The sequence below is a fragment of the Mesorhizobium sp. M5C.F.Ca.ET.164.01.1.1 genome (assembly GCF_004792125.1).
Classification (GTDB): Bacteria; Pseudomonadota; Alphaproteobacteria; order Rhizobiales; family Rhizobiaceae; genus Mesorhizobium; species Mesorhizobium wenxiniae.
Map to the genome: position 1 here is coordinate 267595 of NZ_SRTG01000004.1, position 25611 is coordinate 293205.

A 25611-nucleotide genomic window follows, 5' to 3' on the forward strand; every position below is an offset into this window, starting at 1 on the left:
AACGAGTCACAAGGGCGGCGGATGTGACGATGGCGACAGCAAGCAGCGTACAGCGCGAACCTTCCATGGAGGAGATACTGGCTTCCATCAGGAGGATCATCGAAGACAACGATACCGGCCGCAAGCAGCCGGACGAAGCGGACGACCTGCTGCAGGATTTAGCGTCGGTTGCCGTGCCGGCACCGGCGGTAGGCGGGGCGCCACCGGCGCCAGGCGGGGCGCCACCGGAGGCTGGCGGGGCGCCGCCGGAGGCGGGTGCGTTTCGCGCCGAGTTGCGTCCGGGATTGGACGCCAGGAGGCCGGTCACGCTGACCGAGGTGCAGGCGCCACCGTCGGCCGCCGAGCCGGTCCTCGCACGTATGGAGCCGCCGCTGCGTTCCGACCCGACTCCGGTCAAAGCGCCCGTGACGCTTGCTGGTGCCAGGATTGCAGCCGAACCGGCCCCGGCCGCCAAGCCGGAGCCGGATGCGCCTGCGACGGGAAGGGTTGCGGAGACGACCGACAGCATCGTCGCCGATTGGCGGCGTGAGATCGCCTCAGTAGGCGAAGCGATGACCGCGGCCAAGCCGGACAGGGCCGAGGTGCGACGGACGCCGGACGCCGAACCGAAGGCCGAGGTTTTCGAGGACGCGGCCGAACCTGCTTTCGAGCCGGCCCCGCCGCGAAGCGGGTTGGCGGGCCCGGCGACAAGCGAGGCACCGTCCACTCGTCCGGCGATCCTTTCCGAACATACGGGCCGGCAGGTCGCCGCCGCCTTCGGCGAGCTTTCCGATGCGTTCGCCAGCCGCAGCAAGAAAACCTTCGACGAGATGGCCGAGGAGATGCTCAGGCCCATGCTGCAGGACTGGCTGGACAACAATCTGCCGACGCTGGTCGAGCGGCTGGTGCGCGAGGAAATCGAGCGCGTAGCGCGCGGCGCGCAGTAACAATTCCGACGGTTGGCGGATGGGGAACGCCGCCGCTGGCGGCGTTTTGTTGATGTGCGATTTAATGCCTACGGCCTCGGCAGTGGCATTGCCTGTGATCTTGTCAGATCTATCTGTATGGCAGGCGAGCCCGCTCGCCTGCCGCCTCGCGGTTGACTTGGCCAAGACCTTCCGATTTACACCGGACCAGCAAAAATTCGACAGCTCGGACCATTTCCCTATGCTCGAAAAAACCTACGACGCTAAAATCGTCGAGCCGAAGATCGCCAAAATCTGGGAGGAGGCCGACGCGTTTCGTGCCGGCGCAGGCGCCGAGGAGGGCGCGGAAGCCTTCACCATCGTCATCCCGCCACCGAACGTCACCGGCTCGCTGCATATGGGCCATGCACTCAACAACACGCTGCAGGACATTCTGGTGCGCTTCGAGCGTATGCGCGGCAAGAACGTGCTGTGGCAGCCCGGCATGGATCACGCCGGCATCGCTACGCAGATGGTGGTCGAGCGCCAGCTTATGGAGCAGCAGATCCACCGCCGCGACCTGACGCGCGACGAGTTCATCGAGAAAGTCTGGGAGTGGAAGGCTGAATCCGGCGGCGCGATCTTCAACCAGTTGAAGCGGCTGGGGGCCTCGGCCGACTGGAGCCGAGAACGTTTCACCATGGACGAGGGCCTATCCAAGGCGGTGCTCGAAGTGTTCGTCACGCTCTACAAGGAAGGCCTGATCTACAAGGACAAGCGCCTTGTCAACTGGGACCCGAAGCTCTTGACTGCGATTTCCGACCTCGAGGTCGAACAGCAGGAGGTCAACGGCACCCTCTGGCATTTCCGCTACCCCGTCGAGGGCGAGGTTTTCGATCCGGAAAATCCTAAAACCTTCATCACGGTGGCAACGACACGCCCCGAGACGATGCTGGGCGATACGGCGGTGGCGGTGCATCCCGACGACGAGCGTTTTCGGCATCTGGTCGGCAAGAACCTCGTCCTGCCGATCGTCGGCCGCAATATCCCGGTGGTGGCGGACCAATATTCCGATCCGGAGAAAGGCAGCGGCGCGGTCAAGATCACGCCGGCGCATGACTTCAACGACTTCGAGGTCGGCAGGCGCCATAAGCTGCCGGCGATCAATGTCCTCACCGTAGAGGCGGCGGTCTCCCTCACGGACAATGACGACTTTCTCGCCGGGCTGGAGGTGACGCCCGAGCGCCAGGCCGTCTGGGATGAACTCAACGGCCTCGATCGTTTCGTCGCGCGCAAGAAGATCGTCGAGCTGATGGAGGCGGGCGGTTTCCTCGAAAAGGTCGAGCCGCATCGCCATGCCGTGCCGCATGGCGATCGCGGCGGCGTGCCGATCGAACCGTTCCTGACCGAACAATGGTATGCGAACGCGGCGGAGCTCGCCAAACCGGCTATTCGTGCGGTGCGCGAGGGCCGTACCAATTTCGTGCCGAAAAACTGGGAAAAGATCTATTTCGACTGGATGGAGAACATCCAGCCCTGGTGCATTTCGCGCCAGCTCTGGTGGGGTCACCAGATCCCGGCCTGGTACGGACCGGATGGACGCGTCTTCGTCGAGAAGACCGAGGAGGAGGCGCTCGCAGCCGCCGTCGAATATTATCTGGCGCTGGAAGGGCCATGGAAGGCCTGGGTTGAGGACAAGCTCGAGAACTTCAAGCCGGGCGAGATCCTGACCCGCGACGAGGATGTGCTCGACACATGGTTCTCGTCGGCGCTGTGGCCGTTCTCGACGCTTGGCTGGCCGGACCAGACGCCGGAGCTGAAAACCTACTACCAGACCGACGTGCTGGTGACCGGCTTCGACATCATCTTCTTCTGGGTCGCCCGCATGATGATGATGGGCCTGCACTTCATGGACGAAGAGCCGTTCCACACCGTCTATGTCCATGCGCTGGTGCGCGACAAGAACGGGCAGAAGATGTCGAAGTCGAAAGGCAACGTCATCGACCCGCTCGATCTCATCGACGAATATGGCGCCGACGCGCTGCGCTTCACCCTGACGGTGATGGCCGCGCAAGGGCGCGACGTGAAGCTCGATCCGGCCCGCATCGCCGGCTACCGCAACTTCGGCACCAAGCTGTGGAACGCGACGCGCTTTGCCGAGATGAACGACGTCGCGAGGAACGACGAGTTCTGGCTGAACGACGCCAAGCTGGCGGTCAACCGCTGGATCCTGACCGAACTGACACGCGCCGCGCGCGAAATCACCGAAGGAATCACCTCATACCGGTTCAACGAGGCTGCAGGTGCGGCCTACCGCTTCGTGTGGAACTTGTTCTGCGACTGGTATCTGGAACTGCTGAAGCCGGTGTTCACAGGTCCGGACGAGGCTGCCAAGGCCGAAAGCCGGGCTTGTGTCGCCTTCGTGCTCGACGAGATCTATAAGCTGCTGCATCCGATGATGCCATTCATGACCGAAGAGCTGTGGGCTGAGACATCAGGCAAGGGCAAGGAACGGCCGTCGCTGCTTTGCCATGCCGCGTGGCCGTCGCCAGACTTTGAGGATGAGGCAGCGGCCGCCGACATCAACTGGCTGGTGGAGCTCGTCTCAGGCATCCGCTCCGTGCGCTCGGAAATGAATGTGCCGCCGGCCGCGATCGCGCCCCTGATGCTGATCGGCGCCAATACCGCGACCCACGAAAGGCTTGAGCGCCAGGCAACGGCCATCAAGCGACTGGCGCGGGTCGGCGACATCTCGCTGGTCGATACGACGCCTAAGGGCTCCGCCCAGATCGTGCTCAACGAGGCGACCATCTGTCTGCCGCTCGGCAGCCTGATCGACCTTACCGCCGAGGCGGCGCGGCTGCAGAAGGAACTGGTCAAGGTGACCGAAGAGATCGCCCGCCTGCACAAGAAACTGTCCAACGAGAAATTCGTCGCCAACGCGCCGGAAGATGTCGTGGAAGCCGAGCGCGACAAACTCGCCGAGTATCGCGAGGCGCAAGAAAAGCTTTCGGTGGCGCTGACACGAGTGCGCGAAGCCGGTTGACTTATTCTGGTGTTTGAGAATCGAATTGGCTGAGGGTCGGATTGACCAAAACCCGCTTCCGCTTTTGGGTCCGATGCTCAGGATTCGCGAGTCCTGCGACCTTGGTTTTCGGACGGCTTCCTGACGCGAAATAGGCATTCCGCAGCGTAAATCTTGACGTAAACGGAATGTTTTAGCCCCATTGTTGCCATAATGTAACAATGTGGCCTTGTCTTCGCAAAACCGGCCGTTTTGGCGTCGTTCCACGCGAGTTTTCTGAATTTTTTGTCGATTTGCAACCAAACGGGCCGTTTTCCGGCTTTGCGGCGAAAGCTGTCACTTTGTCTAAAATGCGGTCGGCGAAGGTGTACATGTACCGCATCGGGAATTCATTGTTGCGCCGTTAACCTGAATTGGTTCTAGCTTAATCCCATTCGTATTCGGGAGGAGATTCATGAACAATTTGCGTCGGAAAGCGCTGCTGGGGGCGGGGTGCTTTTCTCTATTGACTTCGGGCGTTGCGAACGCCGGCGGCTTCGACCGGGGCGGTGTCAACATCGACCAGTTGTTTGATGCCGCGCCATATTCGTTCGATGCTGGCGTCACATATGTTTCGCCACAGCGCAAATTGAAGAATGTGCAGCGCTTGGATTCCCCGCCGAACCCGGTTGCGTTGTCGTCTTCGTCAGTGGATGTTGGTGGCGACTATGCGGTGCCGCGCATCGGTATCAAGGCCAACATCTTTGAACCGGTGGATTGCCTTGCCACCTATACGGAACCGTATGGTGCGGAGGCAGACTTCGGAATGAACAACGCCTATTCGCCAACGGCGGTTGAATACTTCGTCAAAACAAATGATTTCGGCCTTACCTGCTCCTACAAGGTAAATGTCGGCAAGGGCTCCATGCGGTTCATCGGCGGCGTCTCCTACCAGGAGGTCGATGCGTTTCTGTCCCGCCAGACACTGCTGGCCTTCGGCAATACCGGCATCGGCGAGTTCAAGCTTTCTGACGAGGCGTGGGGCTGGCGTGTTGGTGCCGCCTATGAAATTCCCGAAATCGCCTTGCGCGGAAGCCTGATGTACTCTTCGAGCTACAAATATGACGAGCTGTCGGGAACTGTCGACACCACCGGTTTTAGGGGCGCCTTTCCGGCGGATCTGATTCCAGGCGCTACCGGGGTCTTCCCTGTCTCCGCCTCGGCCGAGATACCCCAAGCTGTGGAACTTAAGCTGCAGAGCGGTATAGCGCCTGGCTGGCTGGCCTTTGGTTCCATCCGCTGGCAGGAATGGAGCAGGCTTGGCGTCATTCCCATCAATGGCGTGCGCAGTCCGGTGACCGGCGCTCCCTCGCCCGTTTCTTTCGACCTGCTTTATCGCGACGGCTGGACGGTTTCGGGTGGCATAGCTCACAAGTTTTCCGACCAATTGTCTGGCGCGGTTTCGCTGACCTGGGATCGTGGAACCTCGACGACCTCCGGCTATCAGTCGGACACCTGGTCCGTGGCCAGCGGCATTTCTTATTCGCCGAACGACAAGATCGAGGTCAGACTTGGTGGTTCGATCGGTGTTCTGACCAGTGGGTCGTCGACCTTCACCGGTGTTGGCGACACGGCAAATGCCATCACCTACACATACGACGACGATCTGCTCCTTGCCGGCTCAGCTTCCGTTAAGGTCAAGTTCTAAACATAAGTTTTCAATAGCAAAAAGGCCGGGCATTGCCCGGCTTTTTTGTTCGAGCGGCTTCCTGACACGCAGGCGGCGTTACAAAAACGCGGCACCCCTCTGCCTCCCGCGATTGTGACGTTTTGGCAACAGTTTCTGAGCAACCCTCGCACCACAAGGACGCCCGGGGAGATTGCCTATTTCCCGCCATAAACCCGGCGCACTCGAATTTGTCCCGGAACACGTGCCCAAAGAGGCTCGGCAATGGGGCAGGTCGCACCGCCCGCGGCAAGGAAGAGTATGAACGCCAGAGTCATCTCCAAGGCCAAGCTGCCCAGCCGCTATGTGACCGTCGGTCCGGCGCGCGCGCCGCACCGCTCTTATCTCTATGCGATGGGATTGTCGGCGGCCGAGATCGCGCAGCCGCTGGTCGGTGTCGCGAGCTGCTGGAACGAGGCGGCACCGTGCAACATCTCGCTGATGCGCCAGGCGCAGGTGGTCAAGAAGGGCGTCGCCGCGGCGAACGGCACGCCGCGCGAATTCTGCACCATCACCGTCACGGACGGCATCGCCATGGGCCACCAGGGCATGAAATCGTCACTGGTGTCGCGCGAGGTCATAGCCGATTCGGTCGAACTCACCATGCGCGGCCATTGCTACGATGCGCTGGTCGGCCTTGCCGGTTGCGACAAGTCGCTGCCCGGCATGATGATGGCCATGGTGCGGCTCAACGTGCCGTCGATCTTCATCTATGGCGGCTCGATATTGCCCGGTTCCTACAAGGGCCGGCAGATCACCGTGCAGGATGTGTTCGAGGCCGTCGGCCAGCACTCGGTCGGCACGATCGGCGACGCCGAGCTCCTCGAAATCGAACAAGCCGCTTGTCCGTCGGCCGGCTCTTGCGGCGCCCAGTTCACCGCCAACACCATGGCCACCGTCGCCGAGGCCATCGGTCTGGCGCTGCCATATTCCTGCGGGGCACCGGCGCCCTACGAGATGCGCGACCGCTTCAACTTCGCCTCCGGCGAAAAGATCATGGAGCTGATCGCAAAGAATATCCGCCCGCGCGACATCGTCACGCTGAAGGCGCTGGAGAATGCGGCGACCGTGGTCTCGGCCACCGGCGGCTCGACCAACGCAGCGCTGCATTTGCCGGCGATCGCGCATGAGGCCGGGATAAAGTTCGACCTCTTCGATGTAGCCAGGATCTTCGAGAAGACGCCCTACATCGCCGACCTGAAGCCGGGCGGCAAATATGTCGCCAAGGACATGTTCGAGGCCGGCGGCATTCCGCTCTTGATGAAGACGTTGCTCGACCACGGCTATCTGCACGGCGACTGCCTGACGGTGACCGGCCGCACTTTAGCCGAAAATATGGAGCACGTAGCCTGGAATGATAGCCAGGATGTGGTCCGTCCCGCCAACCGACCGATCACCCAAACGGGTGGCGTCGTGGGCTTGAAGGGAAACCTTGCCCCCGAAGGCGCGATCGTGAAGGTCGCGGGCATGTCGGAGCTGAAATTCTCTGGTCCGGCGCGCTGTTTCGATTCGGAGGAGGAATGTTTCGAGGCGGTTACGGATCGCAGCTACAGCGAAGGCGAGGTCCTCGTCATCCGCTACGAGGGTCCGCGCGGCGGTCCGGGCATGCGCGAAATGCTATCGACGACGGCGGCGCTCTATGGCCAGGGCATGGGCGGCAAGGTGGCTCTCATCACCGACGGACGTTTTTCGGGCGCGACACGCGGCTTCTGCATCGGCCATGTCGGGCCGGAAGCCGCCGTGGGTGGTCCGATCGGGCTGCTCAGGGATGGCGATTTGATCTCGATCGACGCGGTGAACGGCACAATCGAGGTGGCGCTGTCCGACACCGAACTGGCGGCTAGGGCAAAGGCCTGGAAGGCCCGCGCGACCGACTATCAGTCGGGCGCGATCTGGAAATATGCACAAACGGTGGGGCCTGCCCGCGACGGCGCGGTCACCCATCCCGGAGGTGCGAAAGAAACACATTGTTATGCGGATATCTGAGTTGCTGAGGTTGTCTGTCTTTTCGGCACTGGTCGCTATCGCCACTTTTGGCGCGACCTTGGGCGCCGCGGGCCAGGCCATGGCCTTCGACGACAAGGTGTTCGACGACAAGACCGGCGTGAAGCCGCAGTCCAGCCCGTGGGCGGTGTTTCAGTTCGGCTTCTCCGCCTATAAGAACGGCCGCAAGGAACAGGCCGCGGAGGCCTACAAATACGCGGCCGAAAACGGCCAGATCGGCGCCACCTGGAAGCTTGCGCGTATGTATGCCGAGGGTGACGGCGTGGAGCGCGACGACTACGCGGCGTTCAAGTTCTTCAGCGAGATTGCCGACCAGGACGTCGAGCCCGGTTCGCCGGAAGAGAGCTATGTGTCGGACGCGCTCGTGGCGCTCGGCGACTATTTGAGGAAGGGCATCCCCGGCAGCCCTATCACAGAGAACGAGGTGGCGGCCCAGGAATATTACATGCGCGCCGCCGCCAATTACCGCAACCCGAATGCCCAGTTCGAGATGGGCCAGATCTTCCTGAATGGCAAGGGCGGCGTCAAGGCCAGCATCAAGCAGGCCGGACGCTGGTTCCAACTCGCCGCGGAAAAGGGCCATGCCGGCGCGCAGGCAACGCTCGGCCATCTGCTTTTCCAGAGCGGTAAGATCGTTCGGGGGCTGGCGATGATGACCGCGGCGCTCGAACGGGCCTCACCTTCCGACCAGCCATGGATACGCGGCATGCAGGAAGAGGCGTTTGCCGCCGCGGGCGAGGCCGACCGCCGCACCGCGATTTCGCTGGCCGACGACATCCTCACCAAGGGCGGCGGCGACCAGTAGCCAAGAAGCCAGTAGCCACGAAGCCGATAGTGAGGAAGGCAATAAGTCGGAGGACTGGCTACTTCGAAAAATCAAGTCGGAAGATCAGTTCTCGGTGGGTTCCGTCGGAACGAGACCGGACTCAGGTGTTGAAATTGGCGTGGCCGACGGCGCCAGCGTCGTTCGCGGGCATTCGTCCCGAATCTTTGTCCATGACGTGTTGTTGAGCACCATGTCGCAGCGGGCGAGATGGCTCCGGCCGGACAGCGTCAGACAGGCGACTTGGCCGATCTGGAAGGATTTTCCGTTGGCCAGGCATTCAGGATCGGCAAAAGCCGGCGTCGCCGCGAGGGCGAGCGCGGCGGCACATGGGCAAAGCGCAAATCTGATCGTCATCTTGAAACCCCGGCCGAACCCGGATTGCAGCGGAAACCCCGATTGTGGCGATATGACGGTCCATCAACCGGGAATCCGGCGGTCCGAGCCTCGAAATGATCAGATTGGCGCGAAAGCCAGTTCGACGGCCACCGGCACATGGTCGGAGGGTTTTTCCCAGGCACGCACATGCTTTTCGATCGAGGCCGAGGAAAAGCGGTTGGCGGCTTCGGGCGAGAGCAGCAAGTGATCGATGCGGATGCCGTTGTTCTTCTGCCAGGCGCCGGCCTGATAATCCCAGAAAGTAAAGATGTCCGGCGCGTCGGTGACCGCGCGCACGGCTTCGGTGAAGCCGAGATTCTTCAGCCGGCGGAACGCCTGTCTCGTCTGCGGCTGGAACAGCGCGTCGCTCAGCCAGTTCTCCGGGAATTTCGCGTCGATGTATTCGGGGATGACATTGTAATCCCCGGCCAGCACCAGCGCCTCTTCGAGCATGAGCCGTTCCTCGGCCCAGCGCTCCAGCCGCGCCATCCAGGAAAGCTTGTAGGAGAACTTCTTTTCGTCATTGATCGGGTTGCCGTTCGGCAAGTAGAGCGAGGCAACGCGCAACGCGCCCTCGTCGGTCGAGAACACGCCCTCGATGAAACGCGCCTGCTCGTCGGTGTCGTCACCCGGCAAGCCTCTGATGACCTCGTCGAAGCGCAGCTTCGACAGGATGGCGACGCCGTTAAAACCTTTTTGGCCATATATTTCAACGTTGTAGCCGAGCGCCTCGATCTCCGCGCGCGGAAACTGCTCGTCGACAGTCTTGATCTCCTGCAGGCAGGCGATATCAGGCGCGCTTTCCGTCAGCCAATGGGTCAAATTGCCGATGCGGGCCCGAACGCCGTTGATGTTCCAGGTGACGATTTTCATGACGGCCTCATTGCTGTTCCGGCGGATGACCTTCGACGAGGCCGATCGTATTGCCTGCCGGGTCCTTTAGGAAGGCCATCCATTCGCTTTCGCCCGCCGGCCCGAACAGGCCCTCGGTGTCGCGATGGACGAGCATCGGCGGCGCGGTGAAGGGGACACCGGCGGCTTTTGCTGAGGCGTAGAAATCGTCGAGGCCCGATATGTCGAGATAGACGGTGCCGGCCGGCAGGCCATCGGTGAACAGCAGCCGCACGTCGCCGGCCATGATGAAGGCGATGCCGGGCGGATCGAAGCGCGCGTGCACCGTCATGCCAAGCACGTCGTGCCAGAACGCCAGCGTTGCATCGAGATCGCGCCCGGCTGAAAGCGCGACCTGACGGACCGCGCCGATGGCAGGCATTTCTAAATACTGAAACTAGTGCCGCAGCCGCACGAGGCGACCGCATTCGGGTTCCTGATCTGGAACGACTGGCCCATCAAGTCGTCGACGAAATCGATCACCGAGCCACCCATATAGACCAGCGAGAGGTCGTCGATCAGTACGGTTGCGCCGTCTTTCTCGATGGCGACGTCGTCATCGTTGCGCGTGTCGACCAGGTCGAACTTGTAGGAAAAACCGGAGCAGCCGCCGCCCTCGACCGAAACGCGCAACGCCGTCTTACCGGCTTCGCCAGATACAATCTTGGCGATCCGCCTTGCGGCGGCGTCGGTCATCTCGACTTTCATAGCGGTCTTGGCGTCAGCGCCCATGGGCGTCACCTTGCTTTCGGTTTCACATGATAGGTATGAAGCGCGAGGGGGCAAGTCAACTGCGGCAGCGGCGATGACAAATGAGTTGGGCGACATCGGATTTGGTTATCGGCCGCGCGCGGCCTATGCCTGCGATCCGGCGAAGTCGCGCGGGCGGCTGTTCGACGAGGTGGAGAGCCCGACCCGCACACCATTCCAGCGCGACCGCGACCGCATCATCCATTCGACGGCATTCCGCCGGCTGAAGCACAAGACGCAGGTGTTCGTCGCGCATGAGGGCGACCATTACCGCACCCGGCTGACGCATTCGATCGAGGTGGCGCAGATAGCGCGTGCCCTGGCGCGGGCGCTGCGCGGCGACGAGGACCTGGCCGAGGCGGTGGCGCTGGTGCACGATTTCGGCCACACGCCCTTCGGCCATACCGGCGAGGACGCGCTGAACGAGAAAATGATCGCCTGGGGCGGCTTCGATCACAATGCGCAGTCGCTGCGCGTGGTGACGCGGCTGGAGAGCCGCTATGCCGAATTCGACGGGCTGAACCTCACCTGGGAAACGCTGGAGGGCCTGGTAAAACACAACGGACCGCTGACTGACGCCAGCGGAAAGGGTCTGAAGGGGCCGGTGCCGCCAGCGATCCGCGACTATTCGGAGCTGCACGACCTCGAACTCGACCGCTTCGCCGGCATCGAGGCGCAGTGCGCAGCGATCGCCGACGACATCGCCTACAACACCCATGACATCGACGACGGCCTGAGATCCGGCTTCCTGACGCTGAACATGCTGGAAATGGTCTCGCTGCCCGGCTCGATTCTCGAAGGCGTGCGCCAGCGCTATCCGGCGCTGGACGATGTGAGGACAGGGCACGAACTGATGCGGCGGCAGATCACGATGATGGTCGAGGATGTCATCGTTTCCACCACCGCCAATCTGGCCCGCATCAAGCCGGACAGCGCCGACGCGGTAAGGGCGGCGGGCGAGACGATGGTGACCTTTTCAGCCGAAATGGCCGCGTTCGAAAAGGAATTGAAGGCCTTTCTCTACAAGCATCTCTACCGGCACAGCGAGGTCATGCGCGTGCGTAACGAGGCCGAGCAGATCGTCAACGACCTGTTCGAGGTCTATTTCGCCGATCCGCGCGCCATGCCCGACGGCTGGCGCGAAGGGCTCGACCGGGCCGACGATCGCATCAAGGCGCGCAGCGTCGCCGATTTCCTGGCGGGCATGACGGATACCTACGCTTTGAAAGAACACCGCCGTTTGTTTGACCATACGCCTGAATTAAGCTAGGCCGAGCTCGATTTTGCCGGCCAATAAGCCGGATCCCTGCAAAGCTGCCAGAGCCACACCCCAGAGCCATCCCAATGAACATCTTCGCCGATTTCAACGCGCGAATCACCAGAGCTGTCAAAGCGCTTGATTTAAAAGACAAAGACGGCGGTTCGCTGGACCTGTCGCGCATCGCCGTCGAGCCGCCGCGCGACGCCAGCCATGGCGACCTTGCGACCAATGCTGCAATGGTGCTGGCCAAGCCGACCGGCCAGTCGCCACGCGCACTGGCTGAAAGGCTGGCGCAGGCGCTGCGCGCCGACTCCGACATCGCCGCTGCGGACGTTGCCGGTCCGGGCTTCGTCAATCTCAGACTCAAGGATGCGTTCTGGCAGCTGCATCTGACCGCGATGCTCGGCGAAGGCCGCAATTACGGCCGCTCGACGGTCGGCGGCGGCAAGAAAGCCAATGTCGAATATGTCTCGGCTAACCCTACCGGACCGATGCATGTCGGCCATTGCCGTGGCGCCGTGGTGGGTGATGCGCTCGCCAATCTGATGGCCTTCGCAGGTTATGACGTGACCAAGGAATATGTCATCAACGATGCTGGTTCGCAGATCGACGTGCTCGGCCGTTCTGCCATGCTGCGTTACCGCGAGGCGCTCGGCGACGATATCGGCGAGATTCCTGCCGGGCTTTATCCGGGCGACTATCTGGTGCCGGTCGGGCAGGCGCTGGCCAGCGAATTCGACCGCTCCCTGCTGCAGATGCCCGACGAGGAAGCGCTTGCGATCGTCAAGGACAGGACGATCGATGCGATGATGGCGATGATCCGTGAGGATCTGGCGCTGCTCAATGTGCATCACGACGTCTTCTTCTCGGAGCGCACGCTGCACGCCGACAACGCCCGGAAAATCCGTTCGGCCATCAACGACCTGACGCTCAAGGGCCATATCTACAAGGGCAAGCTGCCGCCGCCCAAGGGCGAGAAGCCGGACGACTGGGAGGATCGCGAGCAGACGCTGTTCCGCTCGACAGCGGTCGGCGACGACATGGACCGGGCGCTGGTCAAGTCCGACGGCACCTTCACCTATTTCGCCGCGGACGTCGCCTATTTGAAGGACAAGGTCGATCGCGGTTTCGTCGAGCTGATCTATGTGCTTGGCGCCGATCACGGCGGCTATGTGAAGCGCCTGGAAGCGCTCGCCCGGGCAATTTCCGGCGACGAGGTGAAGCTTACAGTGCTGCTTTGCCAGTTGGTGAGGCTTTTTCGCGAGGGCGAACCGGTCAGGATGGGAAAGCGGACCGGCAATTTTGTCACTCTTCGCGAAGTCATTGAAGAAGTCGGTCGAGATGCAGTTCGCTTCATGATGCTCTACCGCAAGAACGATGCGCCGCTCGATTTCGACTTCGCCAAGGTGACCGAGCAGTCGAAGGACAATCCGGTGTTCTACGTGCAGTACGCCTCGGCGCGCTGCCATTCGGTGTTCCGGCAGGCGAGCGAACAGTTGGGCGAAGCCAACTTCGACCGCAATCGGATGGCCGCCGCCACCGCTTCGCTGACCGACGAAGGCGAGATCGGCCTGATCAGGAAGCTTGCCGAATATCCGCGGCTGATTGAATCCGCGGCACTTGCGCTCGAGCCGCACCGGCTGGCATTCTACCTCTACGATCTCGCCTCCAGCTTCCACGGACATTGGAACCGCGGCACCGAGAATCCGGACTTACGTTTTGTTAAGGTTAACGACCGACAATTGACGCATGCCAGACTAGGGCTGGTGCAGGCTGTTTCGGACGTTTTGACGTCCGGCCTGATGCTGATCGGGGCCGATGCGCCCACCGAAATGCGTTAGGTTTGACTAAAAAACCTGTCACCTTTTGCCCACATTGCGCTGGTAAGGGCCAACCCTGCGCGACGTCCATGGCGTCCGAATGAGTGCGAGTTCGGGAACAATAATGGCAGACAGAACCCAGCTGAGAGCAGCCGCCCAAAACGATATCGCCGACGATGATCCGTTCGCGGAACTGACCAGGATCATGGGGTTCGACCCGCGCCAGCCGGTCAAGCCGCAGGCCCAGCCGAAGGCGGCCCCCGCCAGCCAGCCGGCGGACGAGGGCGATTTCGACATCGATCTCGAGAAGGAGTTGATGGGCGAATTCGGCGCCGACGACAACGACGGCGCAACCGAGATTCGCGAGCCGGCTTTCGAGGCCACCGACGCCGTGGACGACGAGCTTGCCGCGTCGCTCGAACAGGATTTCCTGCTGGACGATGATGCGGCGGACGAAACCGCCCATGCCGTTGCTGCCGACCACGCGCGTTCTGGTGTTGCCGAAGCATCCGCGCCGGCTGTTGAAGCTGCGTTCTATGACGATTTCGACGATGCGCTTGCCAGTTCGCTCGAAGACGTGTCGCCTTTCGAAGACGATTTGGCAGGGAACGACAAGCTTGGGAACGACAAGCTCGGGGACGACGAGCTTGCCGCGTCGCTCGAACAGGATTTACTGCTGGACGACGATGCGACGGACGAGACTGCCCATGCCGTTGCTGCCGACGACATTCGTTCTGTCGTTGCCGAAGCATCCGCGCCGGCTGCTGAAGCGGCTTTCGATGACGATTCCAACGATGGGCTCGCAAGTTCGCTCGAAGATGTGTCGCCATTCGACGACGATTTGCCAGTGAACGACAAGCTTGGGAACGACGAGCTTGCCGCGTCGCTCGAACAGGATTTACTGGTCGACGACGAGGCGACGGACGAGTCCGAACAGAATACTGCCGCCATCGATGCATCCGCGCCGGCCGCCGAACCCGCCTTCGACGATGAATTCGACAACGCAGTCGCAAGCTCGCTCGAAGACGAGCTGATGCTCGACGAGCAGGTGCCGATGCAGCAGGTTGGCGAAGCCGCCGAAATCCCCGCGCCGGCCGCCGACCCCGCCTTCGACGATGAATTCGACAATGCGGTCGCAAGCTCGCTCGAAGGCGAGCTGATGCTTGAAGAACACGTGCCGATGGAGCAGGCTGCCGAACCCGCCGACGTTTCCGCGCCGGCCGCCGAACCCGCCTTCGACGACGAATTCGACAATGCCGTCGCAAGCTCGCTCGAAGACGAGTTGATGCTCGACGAACATGGGCCGATGGAGCAGGCCGCTGTTGAAGCTCCTGCTGCGCCTGTTCGGGCTGTTTCGGACGAGTCCGATGAGGACTTTGCCGGCCATTTCGACGATATCATGGTCGATGTCGACATGGATTTCGACGTTCGCACGGCTGAACCGGTCGAAATTGACGAGCCAGAAATTGACGAACCGGAGGCTATCGTCGCCAAGCACGAGCCTTCCGCCGAGACCCCGGAAGATGCGTTCGACGCCGATTTTGACCTGAGCTTCGAGGATGCGCTTGCCGAGGAAGCCGAAAAGCCGGTTGCGCAGGCCTCCGGCGTTGCTGCCCAACCGACGGCGCCGGCCGCCGTAGTCCAGCCGGCGGCGCCAGCCCCCATCGCTGACGAGCGGAGCCTCGAAGACGAGCTGAACGCGCTGTTGGGCACCATGCGCACACGGGCTGCCCCCGTGGCGGCCTCCGCGGCCAACGAACCCGCTAAGGTTCAGCACCCTGTAGCCGCGACTGAAAAGGTCGCCGACAAACCAGCGAATCCCGTCGAAGAACTGGACTGGAGCCTCGACGAGCAAGACCCTTTGGGGTCGCCGGATAGTAGCGCGGTTCACGCCGCCGACGCCGATCTCGATAGCGTTCTCCTCGATGAGCTCGAGGGCCAGGATTTCAGCGCTGAAGATGCCGCCGGGCAGGCCGATGTCGATTTCGACGATGACGCATTGCATACCGCGTTCGCCAAGGACATCGGTCTGGATCATGGCGACGGCGATGACGTTGCTGCCGCCGCTCCCCAGCAGGATCCGGCTGATGCGCTAAGCTGGATGGCGGCACCCTCCGCCCCGCCGACGCCGGCCCGTTCGTGGAGCCGCGTAACGCCGGTCGCACAGTCGCAGCCCGCCTTTGCAGCCCAGCCCACGACTTCGGTGAAGACCACGGATGCGACTCCGCCAATAGCTACGGCACCGTCCTATCAGGATGAGCCGGCCGAAGACGGTGCCGCCGATGCGGCATTTGCGCCGGCGCAAGGCGAACAGTCTTCGGCGTATGACGAGATGCCCGATGTCGAGACGGTCGATGTGCCCGAGCGCGTGGTGGCGCTGGCGGACGACCTCGATATTCCGGACCTCGACTTCAATGACGACGAACCGGCGGCGCCTGCCTATGACGATCTCGACACCGAATTCGCCAGCCTTCTCACGGAAATGAATGCCGTAGACGTCGCTGCCGCCCCGGCGCGCAGCGCGGCCTATGACGACGAATCCTACAATGCCGGATTTCAGCCAGGGGCCGGGTTCCAGTCAGCGGCCGGGTTCCAGTCGGCGGCCGGGTTCCAGTCAGGCTATGAGCCCGACCGCGTTGAAACGCGCACCTATGCGGCGAGACCCGCACAAGCGTCTGTCAGTGCGCCTTATGCCGATGCCGCCAGCGGCTTCGATCTGGCCGACTTGCCCAACGGCCGGCCGGCCTCGCAGGCCGACGACTTTGGATTGGACGAACTCGACTACGACCCCGAACTGGATGAGGCCATGTCGGTGCCCGGCTTGGCTGATCACAATGCCGCGAGGCCGCGGAGCCGCGGCTTGCTGGTCGCCGCAGTGGTCGGCGCCGTGGCGCTCGCCGGCGGTCTCGGCGCCTTTGCGCTGTCTTTCGGCGGCGCCGGCGGCACCGATGCGCCGGTCATCGTGAAGGCGGACAACGCACCGATCAAGGTCAGGCCGGAAAATCCGGGCGGCACCGTCGTGCCGAACCAGGACAATAAGGTCTATGACGCCGTGGCCAAGGGTGGCGCAAAGCCTGCCGAACCGGTCCAGGAAAAACTGGTCACCAACACCGAAGAGCCGGTGGACGTGGCGGCCAAGGAGCCGCCGCAGAGCCGTGTGGTCGATCTTTCGCCTGACGATATCGACACGGCTGAAGCCGCCGATGCGACCCGCAATGCCGAATCCGCCGCCGCTGAAGGCGCCAACGCGATCCGCGGCACGCAAGCGGCCGGCGGCACGCAAGCGGCCGGGAATGCCGACGTCGCCGCCGTGCCGGCATCCAAATCCGAGGATCGTATCGCCCAGGTTCTGCAAGAGGCCGACCAGGGCATCGACCCCGACCTCGTCGCGGTTGCGCCGCGCAAGGTGAGAACCATGGTCGTTAAACCCGATGGCTCGCTGGTTGCGCGCGAGGATCCGGCGCCTGCGGCACCGCAGATGGCTGCCGTCGAGCCTGTCGATCCGGCGCCCCAGCATGTGGCCCCGACGGGTCAGGCCGACGACGCAGAACAACAGACCGGTACGGTACCGCCTGTTACCGACCAGGCAAGTGACGACCTACTGGGTGGCGACCCAGTGGGCGGCGACCAGACCGAAGCCGCCAAGCCGGAAACAGCCAAGCCGGAAATAGTCAATCCGACGGCCGCGCCGGCAGCTGCGCCTGAGGCTGAGGCCCAAACCGCCCAGCCTGCCAATACGCCGGCCTCGGTTCCGGTCGCGCCGCAGCGTCCGTCCGACCAGCCGGTCGACGTCGTCGGCGAGGTCAAGCCCGACCAGGTTGCGTCCATCAATCCGGCGGCGGGCTCGACCGGCGGTGGCTCATGGTCGATGCAGATCGCCTCGCAGCCGACCGTCGAAAGCGCCCAGTCGACCTATCAGGATCTGCAGCGCCGCTATGGCAGCGTGCTTTCCGGCCATACCGCCAACATCGTCAAGGCGGAGATCGCCGGCAAGGGAACTTTCTATCGCGTCCGCGTCCCGGCGAAGTCGCGCAACGATGCGATCAACCTGTGCACCAGCTACAAGGCTGCCGGCGGCAACTGCTTCGTGTCGCGCTAGCCATTTCAAGTCTCCCGCCCTTGGGCGGAAAGAACCGGCGCGGTCACGAACCGCGCCGGTTTCTTTGTGGAAGGGACTTCTTTGTGTGGAAGGGGTCTTGGCCGCATGTGGTTCGATGCGATTCCCTTTGTCCGCGTGAAGCTCTAAACTCCTGCCCATGACCGAATCAAAATCCATGATCCTCGGCTGCGCCGGGAAATCGCTCACACGCGAAGAAATCAATTTCTATCGCAATGAATGCCCGTGGGGATTCATCCTGTTTGCGCGCAACATCGCCGAGACCGAGCAGATCCGCGATCTGGTCGCCGCGATGCGCGACTGTATCGAGCGCCCGGACGCCCCGGTGTTCATCGACCAGGAAGGCGGCCGGGTGCAGCGCCTGCGCCCGCCGTTGGCGCCGAATTATCCGGCCGGTGGCGCGCTCGGGGCCCTGTGGCGCAACGACCACGACGCCGGCAACCGCGCCGCCTGGCTGATGGCACGGCTGCATGCCTTCGACCTGCTGCGCTACGGCATCACGGCGGATTGCCTGCCGGTGCTCGACGTTCCGATCGAGGGCGCCAGCGACGTCATCGGCGCGCGCGCATATGGCAAGGAGCCTCGTTCCGTCATCGAACTGGGTCGCGCAGCGGCGGAGGGCCTGATGTCGGGCGGCGTGCTGCCGGTGATGAAGCATATTCCCGGGCATGGGCGGGCCTTTGCCGACACGCATTTCGAACTGCCGACCGTCGATGCCTCGATGAGCGACTTGCAGCGGCATGATTTCGCCCCGTTCAGGGAGCTCAATCATTTGCCGATGGCGATGACGGCGCATGTCGTCTACAGCGCGATCGACCCGAAGAACCCGGCCACGACATCCGGCAAGGTCATCGATGAGATCATCCGCGGCGAAATCGGCTTCGACGGGCTGCTGATGAGCGACGACACCTCGATGAAGGCACTTTCTGGGGATTTCCCGACAAAGGCGGCCGCGATCCTTGCGGCGGGCTGCGATCTGGTCCTTCACTGCAATGGCGTTTTCGAGGAGATGGCCGGCATTGCGTCGCGCACAACGGGGCTTGAAGGCACGTCGCTGCAACGCGCGCAACGGGCGCTGACCTATATCAAGAACCGCGATCGGGCTGATGAAGCCGAGATACGCGCCGAATTCGCCACCTATTTCGATGCGGTGGCCTAGACCATGATCCCGAAAAATCGGAGCCGGTTGTTCGGAACAGATCATGGTCAAACAAGAAGATAGAAGCAAAGGAAAGCAACAGGAAGTGGCGGAAACATTGGACAACAAGGCCGGCAAGGCCGCACCGATGGACCGTCTGTGGGCCGAGAACGACGATTCGCGGCTGACCGGCGATCCCGCGCTGGTCGTCGATGTCGACGGTTTCGAGGGCCCGCTCGATCTTCTGCTGCATCTTGCCCGCAACCAGAAGGTCGATCTGTCGCGCATCTCGATCCTGGCGCTGGCCGAGCAATATCTGGCCTTCGTCGAGAAGGTGAGGGCGCTCAGGCTGGAGCTTGCCGCCGACTATCTGGTGATGGCGGCGTGGCTGGCGTTTCTCAAGTCGAAGCTTTTGATCCCAAAGCAACCCGGCGACGACGGCGAAAGCGGCGAGGAACTGGCGGCGGTGCTGCAATTCCGTTTGAAGCGGCTGGAAGCGATGCGCGACGCGGCGGCACGGCTGGTCAACCGCAACCGGCTCGGGCGCGACGTGTTCGCCCGCGGCATGCCGGAAATGGTCATCGTCGAGAAGCGCAACGCTTATTCGGCCTCGCTCTACGATCTGCTGACCGCCTATGCGGCGCAACGCCAGAAGCAGGCGATCACCAATGTGACGATCGCCAAGCGCGGTGTGTGGTCACTCAAGGATGCACGCGACATCCTGAACAGGCTGATCGGCTCGCTTGCCGATTGGAGGGCGCTGGACAGTTTCCTGGTCGAATACCTGATCGACCCGGACGAGCGGCGTACCGCGATTGCCAGTTCGTTTGCGGCGACGCTGGAACTGGTGCGCGAAGGCAAAATGGAAATGCGGCAGGACGAGGTGTTCGCGCCGCTCTATCTGCGCGGCCGTGCGCAAGGTATCAGGGCAGTCGAGGTGGCATCATGAGTGAACGCGCCAACGCTTCGGTCATTCCGTTCAAGGTCGACGACGAGACCGAAGAGGGCGTGCTCGCCGGGGCATCGGCAGAAAGCCAGACCCAGAACTTGTCCCTGAACCCTGGCGAGCGGCTGCATATGGCGGAAGCCGTGCGTATGGCCGAGGCGATCGTTTTCGCCAGCGCCGAGCCGGTCAGCGAAAAGCAGCTTGCCGCACGCCTGCCTGACGGCATCAACATTGCCGCGGCGATGGCCGAGCTGCAGCAGATTTATGCGCGGCGGGGCGTCAATCTGGTGCGCGTCTCCGATGCCTGGGCGTTCCGTACCGCCGGCGATCTCGCCTTCCTGATGAGCCGCGACACGGTCCAGCAGAGGAAGCTCTCCCGCGCGGCGCTCGAAGTGCTGGCGATCATCGCTTACCACCAGCCGGTGACGCGCGCCGAGATCGAGGACATCAGAGGCGTCGAGACCTCGAAGGGTACGCTGGACACACTGATGGAGACCGAATGGGTGAAGATGCGCGGCCGGCGCCGCACGCCCGGCCGTCCCGTCACCTACGGCACCTCCGACATCTTCCTCGACCACTTCGCGCTGGAGGAGATCCGCGACCTTCCCGGCATGGAGGAATTGAAGGGTGCAGGGCTGCTTTCGGGCCGCATGCCGTCGAATTTTACCATTCCGCTGCCACCGGCCGATCCGGATGCGCTGACCGACGACGAGGATCCGCTGACCGACATCGACCTTGAGGAACTCGGCCTGTTGACGCCGCGCGTCGAGGAAGATTGACCCAAACGACGTGCCGAAAGCCGTTGGTATTTCGCGGCTGCGCCGATTGGTAGCGGGCTATGGCGCCGAAAGTGCGTGACTTCGGCCACTGATTTATAAAACTCTGTCGCGGTTGTGTTTGAATCCCGACGCGAAAGCGCATAGATCATCGTCAGAGAAAACTTTCGAGAGAGATTGTTATGGGTTCATTTTCGATTTGGCACTGGCTGATCGTGCTGGTGATCGTGCTGCTGGTGTTCGGCCGCGGCAAGATTCCCGAGCTGATGGGTGACATGGCCAAGGGTATCAAGAGCTTCAAGAAGGGCATGGCCGACGACGAGGTTGCCGAGGACAAGCGCACCGTTGAACACCGTGCCGACGAAACCGTTTCGGCAGTGAAGGAAAAGGCCAGCAAGAGCTGAGCCCAAAACTTTAGTCGGAACGCATCGCCATGTTCGACATCGGCTGGACCGAGATGCTGGTGATCGCGATCGTCATGATCGTGGTCGTCGGGCCCAAGGATTTGCCAAAGATGCTGCGCACTTTCGGCCGCACGACGGCGAAGATGCGCGGTATGGCAGCCGACTTCCAGAAACAGTTCAACGACGCGCTGAAGGAGGCCGAGCTTGACGACGTCAAGAAGTCGGTCGACTCACTCAGAAGCCTCAACCCGGCCGCCGAGATCAGGAAACAGCTCAACCCGTTCGAGCAGGCGGCAGCCGATGTCCGTTCAGGCGTCGACGCGGTGATGAAGCCGAAGCCAGCAGTCGACCCGGTCACGCCAGCTGCTTCGACGCCGCAGGATACCGAGCTGAAGAATGGCGCGACGGTGCTGCCGGGCGTCAACGCCCCGGAAGCGGCGCCGGCGGCGCCGACCTTCCCGGCGATGACAGATGAGTCGGTGGTGACACCGCCTGTCGCGACGGCGACGCCGGCTGCACCGCAAAAGGCCGCGGCAGCGAAGAAGAAGGCCGCGCCAGCGAAAGCGATGCCGGCCTCCAAGGCCGCAGCGAGGCCAGCGGCAGCAGCCGCAAAACCTGCCGCGACGAAGAACGCAGCTAAAAAGGCCGAGCCGAAGCCTGCACCGGCAGCAGTGAAGAAGCCGACTGCAGCCGCCAAAAAGATGGCGGGAGCCGCCAAGTGAGCATTTCGGAAAAGGACGAGATCGATAAATCGGCGGCTCCGCTGATGGAGCATCTGATCGAGTTGCGCCGGCGGCTGATGTGGTCGATCGCCGGGTTCTTCGTCGCCTTCCTGTTCTGCTTCTTCTTCGCCAAGCAACTGTTCAACCTGTTGGTTATCCCGTTCAAATGGGCGACCCAATGGGCAGGGCTCGACCCGCACAAAGTCGAGCTGATTTACACGGCGCCGCAGGAATTCTTCTTCACCCAGGTCAAGCTGGCGATGTTCGGCGGCATGGTGATCGCCTTTCCGCTGATCGCCACGCAGATCTATAAATTCATCGCGCCCGGCCTCTACAAGAATGAACGCAGCGCTTTCCTGCCGTTCCTTATCGCTTCGCCGATCCTGTTCCTGATAGGCGCGTCGCTGGTCTATTTCTTCTTCACGCCGATGGTGATGTGGTTCTTCCTCGCCATGCAGCAGGCCGGCACCGACGACCAGGTGCAGATTTCGCTGCTGCCGAAAGTGTCGGAATATCTCAGCCTGATCATGACGCTGATCTTCTCCTTCGGGCTGGTGTTCCAGTTGCCGGTGGTGACCAGCCTGATGGCGCGGGTGGGCATGCTGTCGTCCGAGGCGCTGGTTGAAAAGCGCAAATGGGCGATCGTCATCGCCTTCGTGGTGGCTGCTGTGCTGACACCGCCCGACCCGATAAGCCAGATTGGCCTCGCCATCCCCACGATCATTCTCTACGAGGTCTCAATCTGGTCGGCCCGGCTGATCGAGCGCAGCAAGGAACGGGAACGTCTGGCGCGCGAGAAGCGGGAGGCTGCGGAAGCGGCGGCCGAAAAGGCAGCGGACGCGTCGTCGACGTAGGCTGCTTGAGGCGGGTAGCTTTATCTTCAAAAATTTGCGGGACAGCGCCCACCTCTGCCCTGCCGGACAGGGGCGTGAAGGAACTCGACTTTGACGTCTTGCATCGGTCAAGGATGCGGTTTACGCCCTCTGGCCTAGCTCAGGAGCGTTCAAGACCATGCTTGACATCAAATGGATTCGCGACAACCCGAAGGCCCTTGTCGAGGCGCTCAAGAAGCGCTCGTGGTCCAGCGATGACGCGCAGTCCGCGGTCGATGATCTGATCGCCAGGGACGAGGCGCGGCGCGAACATCTGACCGAGCTGCAGACCAGGCAGAAGCGCCGCAACGCCGCCTCGAAGGAGATCGGCAACGCCATGCGTTCGGGCGACGCCGCCCTTGCCGAGAAACTCAAAGCCGAGGTCGGCGAGATCAAGGCCTTCATCCAGAACGGCGAGGCGCGCGAACGCGAACTCGACAAGGCGCTGAACGACGCGTTGGCGGTGCTGCCCAATGTGCCGCTCGACGACGTGCCGATCGGCAAGGACGAGCACGATAATGTCGTCAAGCGCATCGTCGGCAAGGTGCCGACGCGCCCGAACTGGGTGAAGGAGCATTTCGAAATCGGCGAAGCGCTCGGCATGATGGATTTCGAGCGGGCGGCGAAGCTGTCCGGCTCGCGCTTCACCGTGCTGAAGGGCGGACTGGCGCGGATGGAGCGCGCGCTCGGCCAGTTCATGCTGGACCTGCACACGACCGAGCATGGCTATGAGGAGGTCCAACCGCCGCTGATGGTGCGGGACGAGGTGATGTACGGCACCGGGCAACTGCCGAAATTTGGAGAGGATCTCTTTATCGGTGCGGATATTCCGGGCCGTTCAAAATTGGGCAAGGAGACCTTGGTCGAGTACACGACCGCTGAGGATGTCCGAAAACTTTGCGAGGGAAGGGTCCCCCTGCCGGACTTGGTGGATGAAATATTTGAACGTGCCGAGACTCATGAACAGTTTTGGCTCATCCCGACCGCCGAAGTGCCGCTTACAAACCTCGTGCGCGAGGACATCACGCCTCACGAAAAGCTGCCGCTGCGCTACACGGCGCTGACGCCGTGCTTCCGCTCGGAAGCCGGCTCGGCCGGGCGCGACACCCGCGGCATGCTGCGCCAGCACCAGTTCTACAAGGTCGAACTGGTGTCGATCACCGACCAGGACTCGTCGCTTGCCGAGCACGAGCGGATGACCGAATGCGCCGAGACCGTGCTGAAGCGTCTCGGTCTGCCGTTCCGCACCGTGACACTGTGCACCGGCGACATGGGCTTTGGCGCGCGCAAGACCTATGACATCGAGGTCTGGCTGCCGGGCCAGAACGCCTATCGCGAGATTTCGTCCTGCTCGGTCTGCGGCGATTTCCAGGCGCGGCGCATGGACGCCCGCTACAAGGACAAGGACGGCAAGGCCAATCGCTTCGTTCACACGCTGAACGGCTCCGGCACCGCCGTCGGCCGCGCTCTGATTGCTGTCATCGAAAACTACCAGAATGAGGATGGCAGCGTAACCATTCCTGAAGCGCTTCGGCCTTACATGGGCGGTCTGGAAAAGATCGAATCGAAATAATGCGCATCCTCCTGACCAATGATGACGGCATCCATGCCGAGGGCCTTGCATCGCTTGAACGCATCACCCGCACGCTGTCGGACGACGTCTGGGTGGTGGCGCCGGAGCAGGACCAGTCCGGCTACGCGCATTCGCTGTCGATCTCGGAGCCGCTGCGCCTGCGCAAGATCGGCGAAAAACACTTCGCCGTGCGCGGCACGCCGACCGACTGCGTCATCATGGGCGTGAAGAAGATCCTGCCGGCAGCCCCCGACCTGATACTGTCCGGCGTCAATTCCGGCGCCAACATCGCCGACGACGTTACCTATTCGGGCACCGTCGCCGGCGCCATGGAAGGCGCGCTGCTCGGCGTGCGCTCGATCGCCTTCAGCCAGGCCTATTCCTATGTCGGCGAGGATCGCGTCGTACCCTACGAGACCACCGAGGCGCTGGCGCCGGCGCTGCTCAAGAAGCTTGTCGCCATGCCGCTGCCGGACGGCGTGCTGCTCAACGTCAATTTTCCCAATTGCCTTCCCGAAGAGATCGCCGGCACGGTGGTCACCTCGCAAGGCAAGCTCGTCCACAGCCTGTGGGTCGACGAGCGCCGCGACGGCCGCGGACTTCCCTATTATTGGCTGCGCTTCGGCCGCGAGCCGGTCGAGGGCAAGCAAGGCACCGACCTCTATGCCATGCGCAACCGGCTGGTGTCAGTAACGCCGCTGCAGCTCGATCTCACCGCTCATGAAATCCGCGATCAACTGACCAAGGCGCTCGCATGAACCTGAACCACGGTCCGACGCTCGACGACCGCGAAGGCTTCGCCGCTTTCCTGCTCCGCCTGCGTGGCAAGGGCGTGGTGCCGAAGGCGCTGATCGCCGCCTTCGAGGCGACGCCGCGGCGCGGCTTCCTTTCCGCGCAGTTCCATCCGATCGCCTGGTCGGACCGTATGCTGCCGATCGAATGCGGCGAGGCGATCGAGGGCGCCGATCTGCAAGCCGCGGTGATCGCAGCGCTTGCAGTCGAGCCGGGCAACCGGGTGCTCGAGATCGGCACCGGGTCGGGCTACACGGCGGCGGTGATGTCGCGACTTGCCGCGCGGGTCGTCACCATCGACCGCTACAAGACGCTGGCCGAGCAGGCCAAACAGCGCTTCGAGGCGCTCGGCATCGGCAACGTCATCGTGCGCCAAGCGGACGGCTCCAACGGACTGGCCAATGAAGCGCCGTTCGACCGTATTGTCGCGTGGGCGGCCTTCGACAGCCTGCCGCGGTTCCTGCTCGACCAATTGTCGAGCGGCGGCATCGTCATCGCCCCGATCGGACCCGAGGAGGGCGAGCAGGTGCTGGCCAAATTGACCAAGGTCGGCAGCCGCTTCGAACGCGAGGACATCGGCCTCGTCCGCCTGCAGCCGATCCTGCGCAGCGTAGCCGCGGTCATCTAGGGATCTGTCGATAGTTCAGGTGATGGCCGCAACCGACCGGTCTGGTCGCTTCGCGCCCGTCCGCGACCGGGGCCTTACCTGAACCTCAGCCCGACAGGTCCA

At 62.7% G+C, this 25611-nt stretch carries 21 protein-coding genes; 17 read left to right on the forward strand and 4 right to left on the reverse strand.

Going from position 1 to position 25611, the window contains the following annotated elements; translation table 11 throughout:
* The first annotated feature begins 29 nt into the window (after positions 1-29).
* The 5 genes from EN807_RS23985 to EN807_RS24005 all read left to right on the forward strand — a co-directional run bounded on the left by EN807_RS23985 (position 30) and on the right by EN807_RS24005 (position 8423).
* Positions 30-926, forward strand: a complete 897-nt coding sequence (locus EN807_RS23985) for a PopZ family protein (RefSeq protein WP_135936935.1) — start codon at positions 30-32, stop codon at positions 924-926.
* Between the two features lie 220 nt (positions 927-1146).
* On the forward strand, positions 1147-3930 hold the full coding sequence (locus EN807_RS23990) for a valine--tRNA ligase (RefSeq protein WP_135936936.1): 2784 nt from the start codon (positions 1147-1149) through the stop codon (positions 3928-3930).
* A gap of 433 nt (positions 3931-4363) precedes the next feature.
* Entirely contained in the window at positions 4364-5596 is a 1233-nt protein-coding gene (locus tag EN807_RS23995; RefSeq protein ID WP_128341499.1) for an OmpP1/FadL family transporter, read from the forward strand.
* A gap of 279 nt (positions 5597-5875) precedes the next feature.
* On the forward strand, positions 5876-7600 hold the full coding sequence (gene ilvD, locus EN807_RS24000) for a dihydroxy-acid dehydratase (protein ID WP_095521448.1): 1725 nt from the start codon (positions 5876-5878) through the stop codon (positions 7598-7600).
* Entirely contained in the window at positions 7587-8423 is an 837-nt protein-coding gene (locus EN807_RS24005) for a tetratricopeptide repeat protein (RefSeq protein ID WP_029353183.1), read from the forward strand. The genes ilvD and EN807_RS24005 overlap by 14 nt, the downstream gene beginning before the upstream one ends.
* A gap of 84 nt (positions 8424-8507) precedes the next feature.
* On the opposite strand, the gene EN807_RS24010 is transcribed toward EN807_RS24005, so the two are convergent.
* The 4 genes from EN807_RS24010 to erpA all read right to left on the reverse strand — a co-directional run bounded on the left by EN807_RS24010 (position 8508) and on the right by erpA (position 10442).
* Positions 8508-8798, reverse strand: coding sequence for a hypothetical protein (locus EN807_RS24010; RefSeq protein WP_095521532.1), 291 nt, complete (start codon positions 8796-8798; stop codon positions 8508-8510).
* Between the two features lie 99 nt (positions 8799-8897).
* Complete coding sequence (gene xth, locus EN807_RS24015) at positions 8898-9692, reverse strand: exodeoxyribonuclease III (protein WP_135936937.1); 795 nt, start codon at positions 9690-9692, stop codon at positions 8898-8900.
* 7 nt (positions 9693-9699) lie between these two features.
* Complete coding sequence (locus EN807_RS24020) at positions 9700-10092, reverse strand: VOC family protein (protein ID WP_135936938.1); 393 nt, start codon at positions 10090-10092, stop codon at positions 9700-9702.
* Positions 10093-10094: 2 nt separating this feature from the next.
* On the reverse strand, positions 10095-10442 hold the full coding sequence (erpA, locus tag EN807_RS24025; protein ID WP_006335221.1) for an iron-sulfur cluster insertion protein ErpA: 348 nt from the start codon (positions 10440-10442) through the stop codon (positions 10095-10097).
* Positions 10443-10515: 73 nt separating this feature from the next.
* Between erpA and EN807_RS24030 the strand changes: the two genes are divergently transcribed.
* The 12 genes from EN807_RS24030 (at position 10516) to EN807_RS24085 (ending at position 25509) form a co-directional block, all read left to right on the forward strand.
* Entirely contained in the window at positions 10516-11730 is a 1215-nt protein-coding gene (locus EN807_RS24030) for a deoxyguanosinetriphosphate triphosphohydrolase (RefSeq protein ID WP_135936939.1), read from the forward strand.
* Positions 11731-11804: 74 nt separating this feature from the next.
* Entirely contained in the window at positions 11805-13562 is a 1758-nt protein-coding gene (gene argS / locus EN807_RS24035) for an arginine--tRNA ligase (protein WP_135936940.1), read from the forward strand.
* A 103-nt stretch (positions 13563-13665) separates the two neighbouring features.
* Complete coding sequence (locus EN807_RS24040) at positions 13666-17640, forward strand: SPOR domain-containing protein (protein ID WP_246684311.1); 3975 nt, start codon at positions 13666-13668, stop codon at positions 17638-17640.
* A 157-nt stretch (positions 17641-17797) separates the two neighbouring features.
* The gene (nagZ, locus tag EN807_RS24045) at positions 17798-18817 is read left to right on the forward strand and encodes a beta-N-acetylhexosaminidase (protein WP_135936941.1); all 1020 of its coding nucleotides are present in this window, start codon (positions 17798-17800) and stop codon (positions 18815-18817) included.
* A gap of 127 nt (positions 18818-18944) precedes the next feature.
* Complete coding sequence (locus EN807_RS24050) at positions 18945-19745, forward strand: ScpA family protein (RefSeq protein WP_135936984.1); 801 nt, start codon at positions 18945-18947, stop codon at positions 19743-19745.
* Positions 19742-20521: an SMC-Scp complex subunit ScpB gene (scpB, locus tag EN807_RS24055; protein WP_135936942.1), complete on the forward strand. Its 780-nt coding sequence runs from the start codon at positions 19742-19744 to the stop codon at positions 20519-20521. The genes EN807_RS24050 and scpB overlap by 4 nt, the downstream gene beginning before the upstream one ends.
* Before the next feature lie 179 nt (positions 20522-20700).
* Positions 20701-20922, forward strand: coding sequence for a twin-arginine translocase TatA/TatE family subunit (locus tag EN807_RS24060; RefSeq protein WP_029353164.1), 222 nt, complete (start codon positions 20701-20703; stop codon positions 20920-20922).
* A gap of 29 nt (positions 20923-20951) precedes the next feature.
* Positions 20952-21644, forward strand: coding sequence for a Sec-independent protein translocase protein TatB (gene tatB / locus EN807_RS24065; RefSeq protein WP_135936943.1), 693 nt, complete (start codon positions 20952-20954; stop codon positions 21642-21644).
* A 44-nt stretch (positions 21645-21688) separates the two neighbouring features.
* Positions 21689-22498, forward strand: a complete 810-nt coding sequence (gene tatC, locus EN807_RS24070; RefSeq protein ID WP_135936985.1) for a twin-arginine translocase subunit TatC — start codon at positions 21689-21691, stop codon at positions 22496-22498.
* A gap of 157 nt (positions 22499-22655) precedes the next feature.
* Positions 22656-24089 (forward strand): serine--tRNA ligase, encoded by a 1434-nt coding sequence (gene serS, locus EN807_RS24075; RefSeq protein WP_135936944.1) that lies wholly within the window; start codon positions 22656-22658, stop codon positions 24087-24089.
* The gene (surE, locus tag EN807_RS24080; protein WP_135936945.1) at positions 24089-24847 is read left to right on the forward strand and encodes a 5'/3'-nucleotidase SurE; all 759 of its coding nucleotides are present in this window, start codon (positions 24089-24091) and stop codon (positions 24845-24847) included. The genes serS and surE overlap by 1 nt, the downstream gene beginning before the upstream one ends.
* Positions 24844-25509 (forward strand): protein-L-isoaspartate(D-aspartate) O-methyltransferase, encoded by a 666-nt coding sequence (locus EN807_RS24085; protein WP_189522562.1) that lies wholly within the window; start codon positions 24844-24846, stop codon positions 25507-25509. The genes surE and EN807_RS24085 overlap by 4 nt, the downstream gene beginning before the upstream one ends.
* Positions 25510-25611: the final 102 nt, after the last annotated feature.

Bases quoted from the DNA above. Each gene is read 5' to 3' on its own strand.
- erpA (WP_006335221.1), bottom strand. From the start codon at position 10,442: ATGGGCGCTGACGCCAAGACCGCTATGAAAGTCGAGATGACCGACGCC.
- EN807_RS23990 (WP_135936936.1), top strand. From the start codon at position 1,147: ATGCTCGAAAAAACCTACGACGCTAAAATCGTCGAGCCGAAGATCGCC.
- EN807_RS24030 (WP_135936939.1), top strand. From the start codon at position 10,516: ATGACAAATGAGTTGGGCGACATCGGATTTGGTTATCGGCCGCGCGCG.
- EN807_RS23985 (WP_135936935.1), top strand. From the start codon at position 30: ATGGCGACAGCAAGCAGCGTACAGCGCGAACCTTCCATGGAGGAGATA.
- EN807_RS24040 (WP_246684311.1), top strand. From the start codon at position 13,666: ATGGCAGACAGAACCCAGCTGAGAGCAGCCGCCCAAAACGATATCGCC.
- EN807_RS24085 (WP_189522562.1), top strand. From the start codon at position 24,844: ATGAACCTGAACCACGGTCCGACGCTCGACGACCGCGAAGGCTTCGCC.
- tatC (WP_135936985.1), top strand. From the start codon at position 21,689: ATGGAGCATCTGATCGAGTTGCGCCGGCGGCTGATGTGGTCGATCGCC.
- EN807_RS24020 (WP_135936938.1), bottom strand. From the start codon at position 10,092: ATGCCTGCCATCGGCGCGGTCCGTCAGGTCGCGCTTTCAGCCGGGCGC.
- surE (WP_135936945.1), top strand. From the start codon at position 24,089: ATGCGCATCCTCCTGACCAATGATGACGGCATCCATGCCGAGGGCCTT.
- EN807_RS24010 (WP_095521532.1), bottom strand. From the start codon at position 8,798: ATGACGATCAGATTTGCGCTTTGCCCATGTGCCGCCGCGCTCGCCCTC.
- scpB (WP_135936942.1), top strand. From the start codon at position 19,742: ATGAGTGAACGCGCCAACGCTTCGGTCATTCCGTTCAAGGTCGACGAC.
- EN807_RS24060 (WP_029353164.1), top strand. From the start codon at position 20,701: ATGGGTTCATTTTCGATTTGGCACTGGCTGATCGTGCTGGTGATCGTG.
- EN807_RS24005 (WP_029353183.1), top strand. From the start codon at position 7,587: ATGCGGATATCTGAGTTGCTGAGGTTGTCTGTCTTTTCGGCACTGGTC.
- serS (WP_135936944.1), top strand. From the start codon at position 22,656: ATGCTTGACATCAAATGGATTCGCGACAACCCGAAGGCCCTTGTCGAG.
- tatB (WP_135936943.1), top strand. From the start codon at position 20,952: ATGTTCGACATCGGCTGGACCGAGATGCTGGTGATCGCGATCGTCATG.
- ilvD (WP_095521448.1), top strand. From the start codon at position 5,876: ATGAACGCCAGAGTCATCTCCAAGGCCAAGCTGCCCAGCCGCTATGTG.
- xth (WP_135936937.1), bottom strand. From the start codon at position 9,692: ATGAAAATCGTCACCTGGAACATCAACGGCGTTCGGGCCCGCATCGGC.
- EN807_RS23995 (WP_128341499.1), top strand. From the start codon at position 4,364: ATGAACAATTTGCGTCGGAAAGCGCTGCTGGGGGCGGGGTGCTTTTCT.
- EN807_RS24050 (WP_135936984.1), top strand. From the start codon at position 18,945: ATGGACCGTCTGTGGGCCGAGAACGACGATTCGCGGCTGACCGGCGAT.
- argS (WP_135936940.1), top strand. From the start codon at position 11,805: ATGAACATCTTCGCCGATTTCAACGCGCGAATCACCAGAGCTGTCAAA.
- nagZ (WP_135936941.1), top strand. From the start codon at position 17,798: ATGACCGAATCAAAATCCATGATCCTCGGCTGCGCCGGGAAATCGCTC.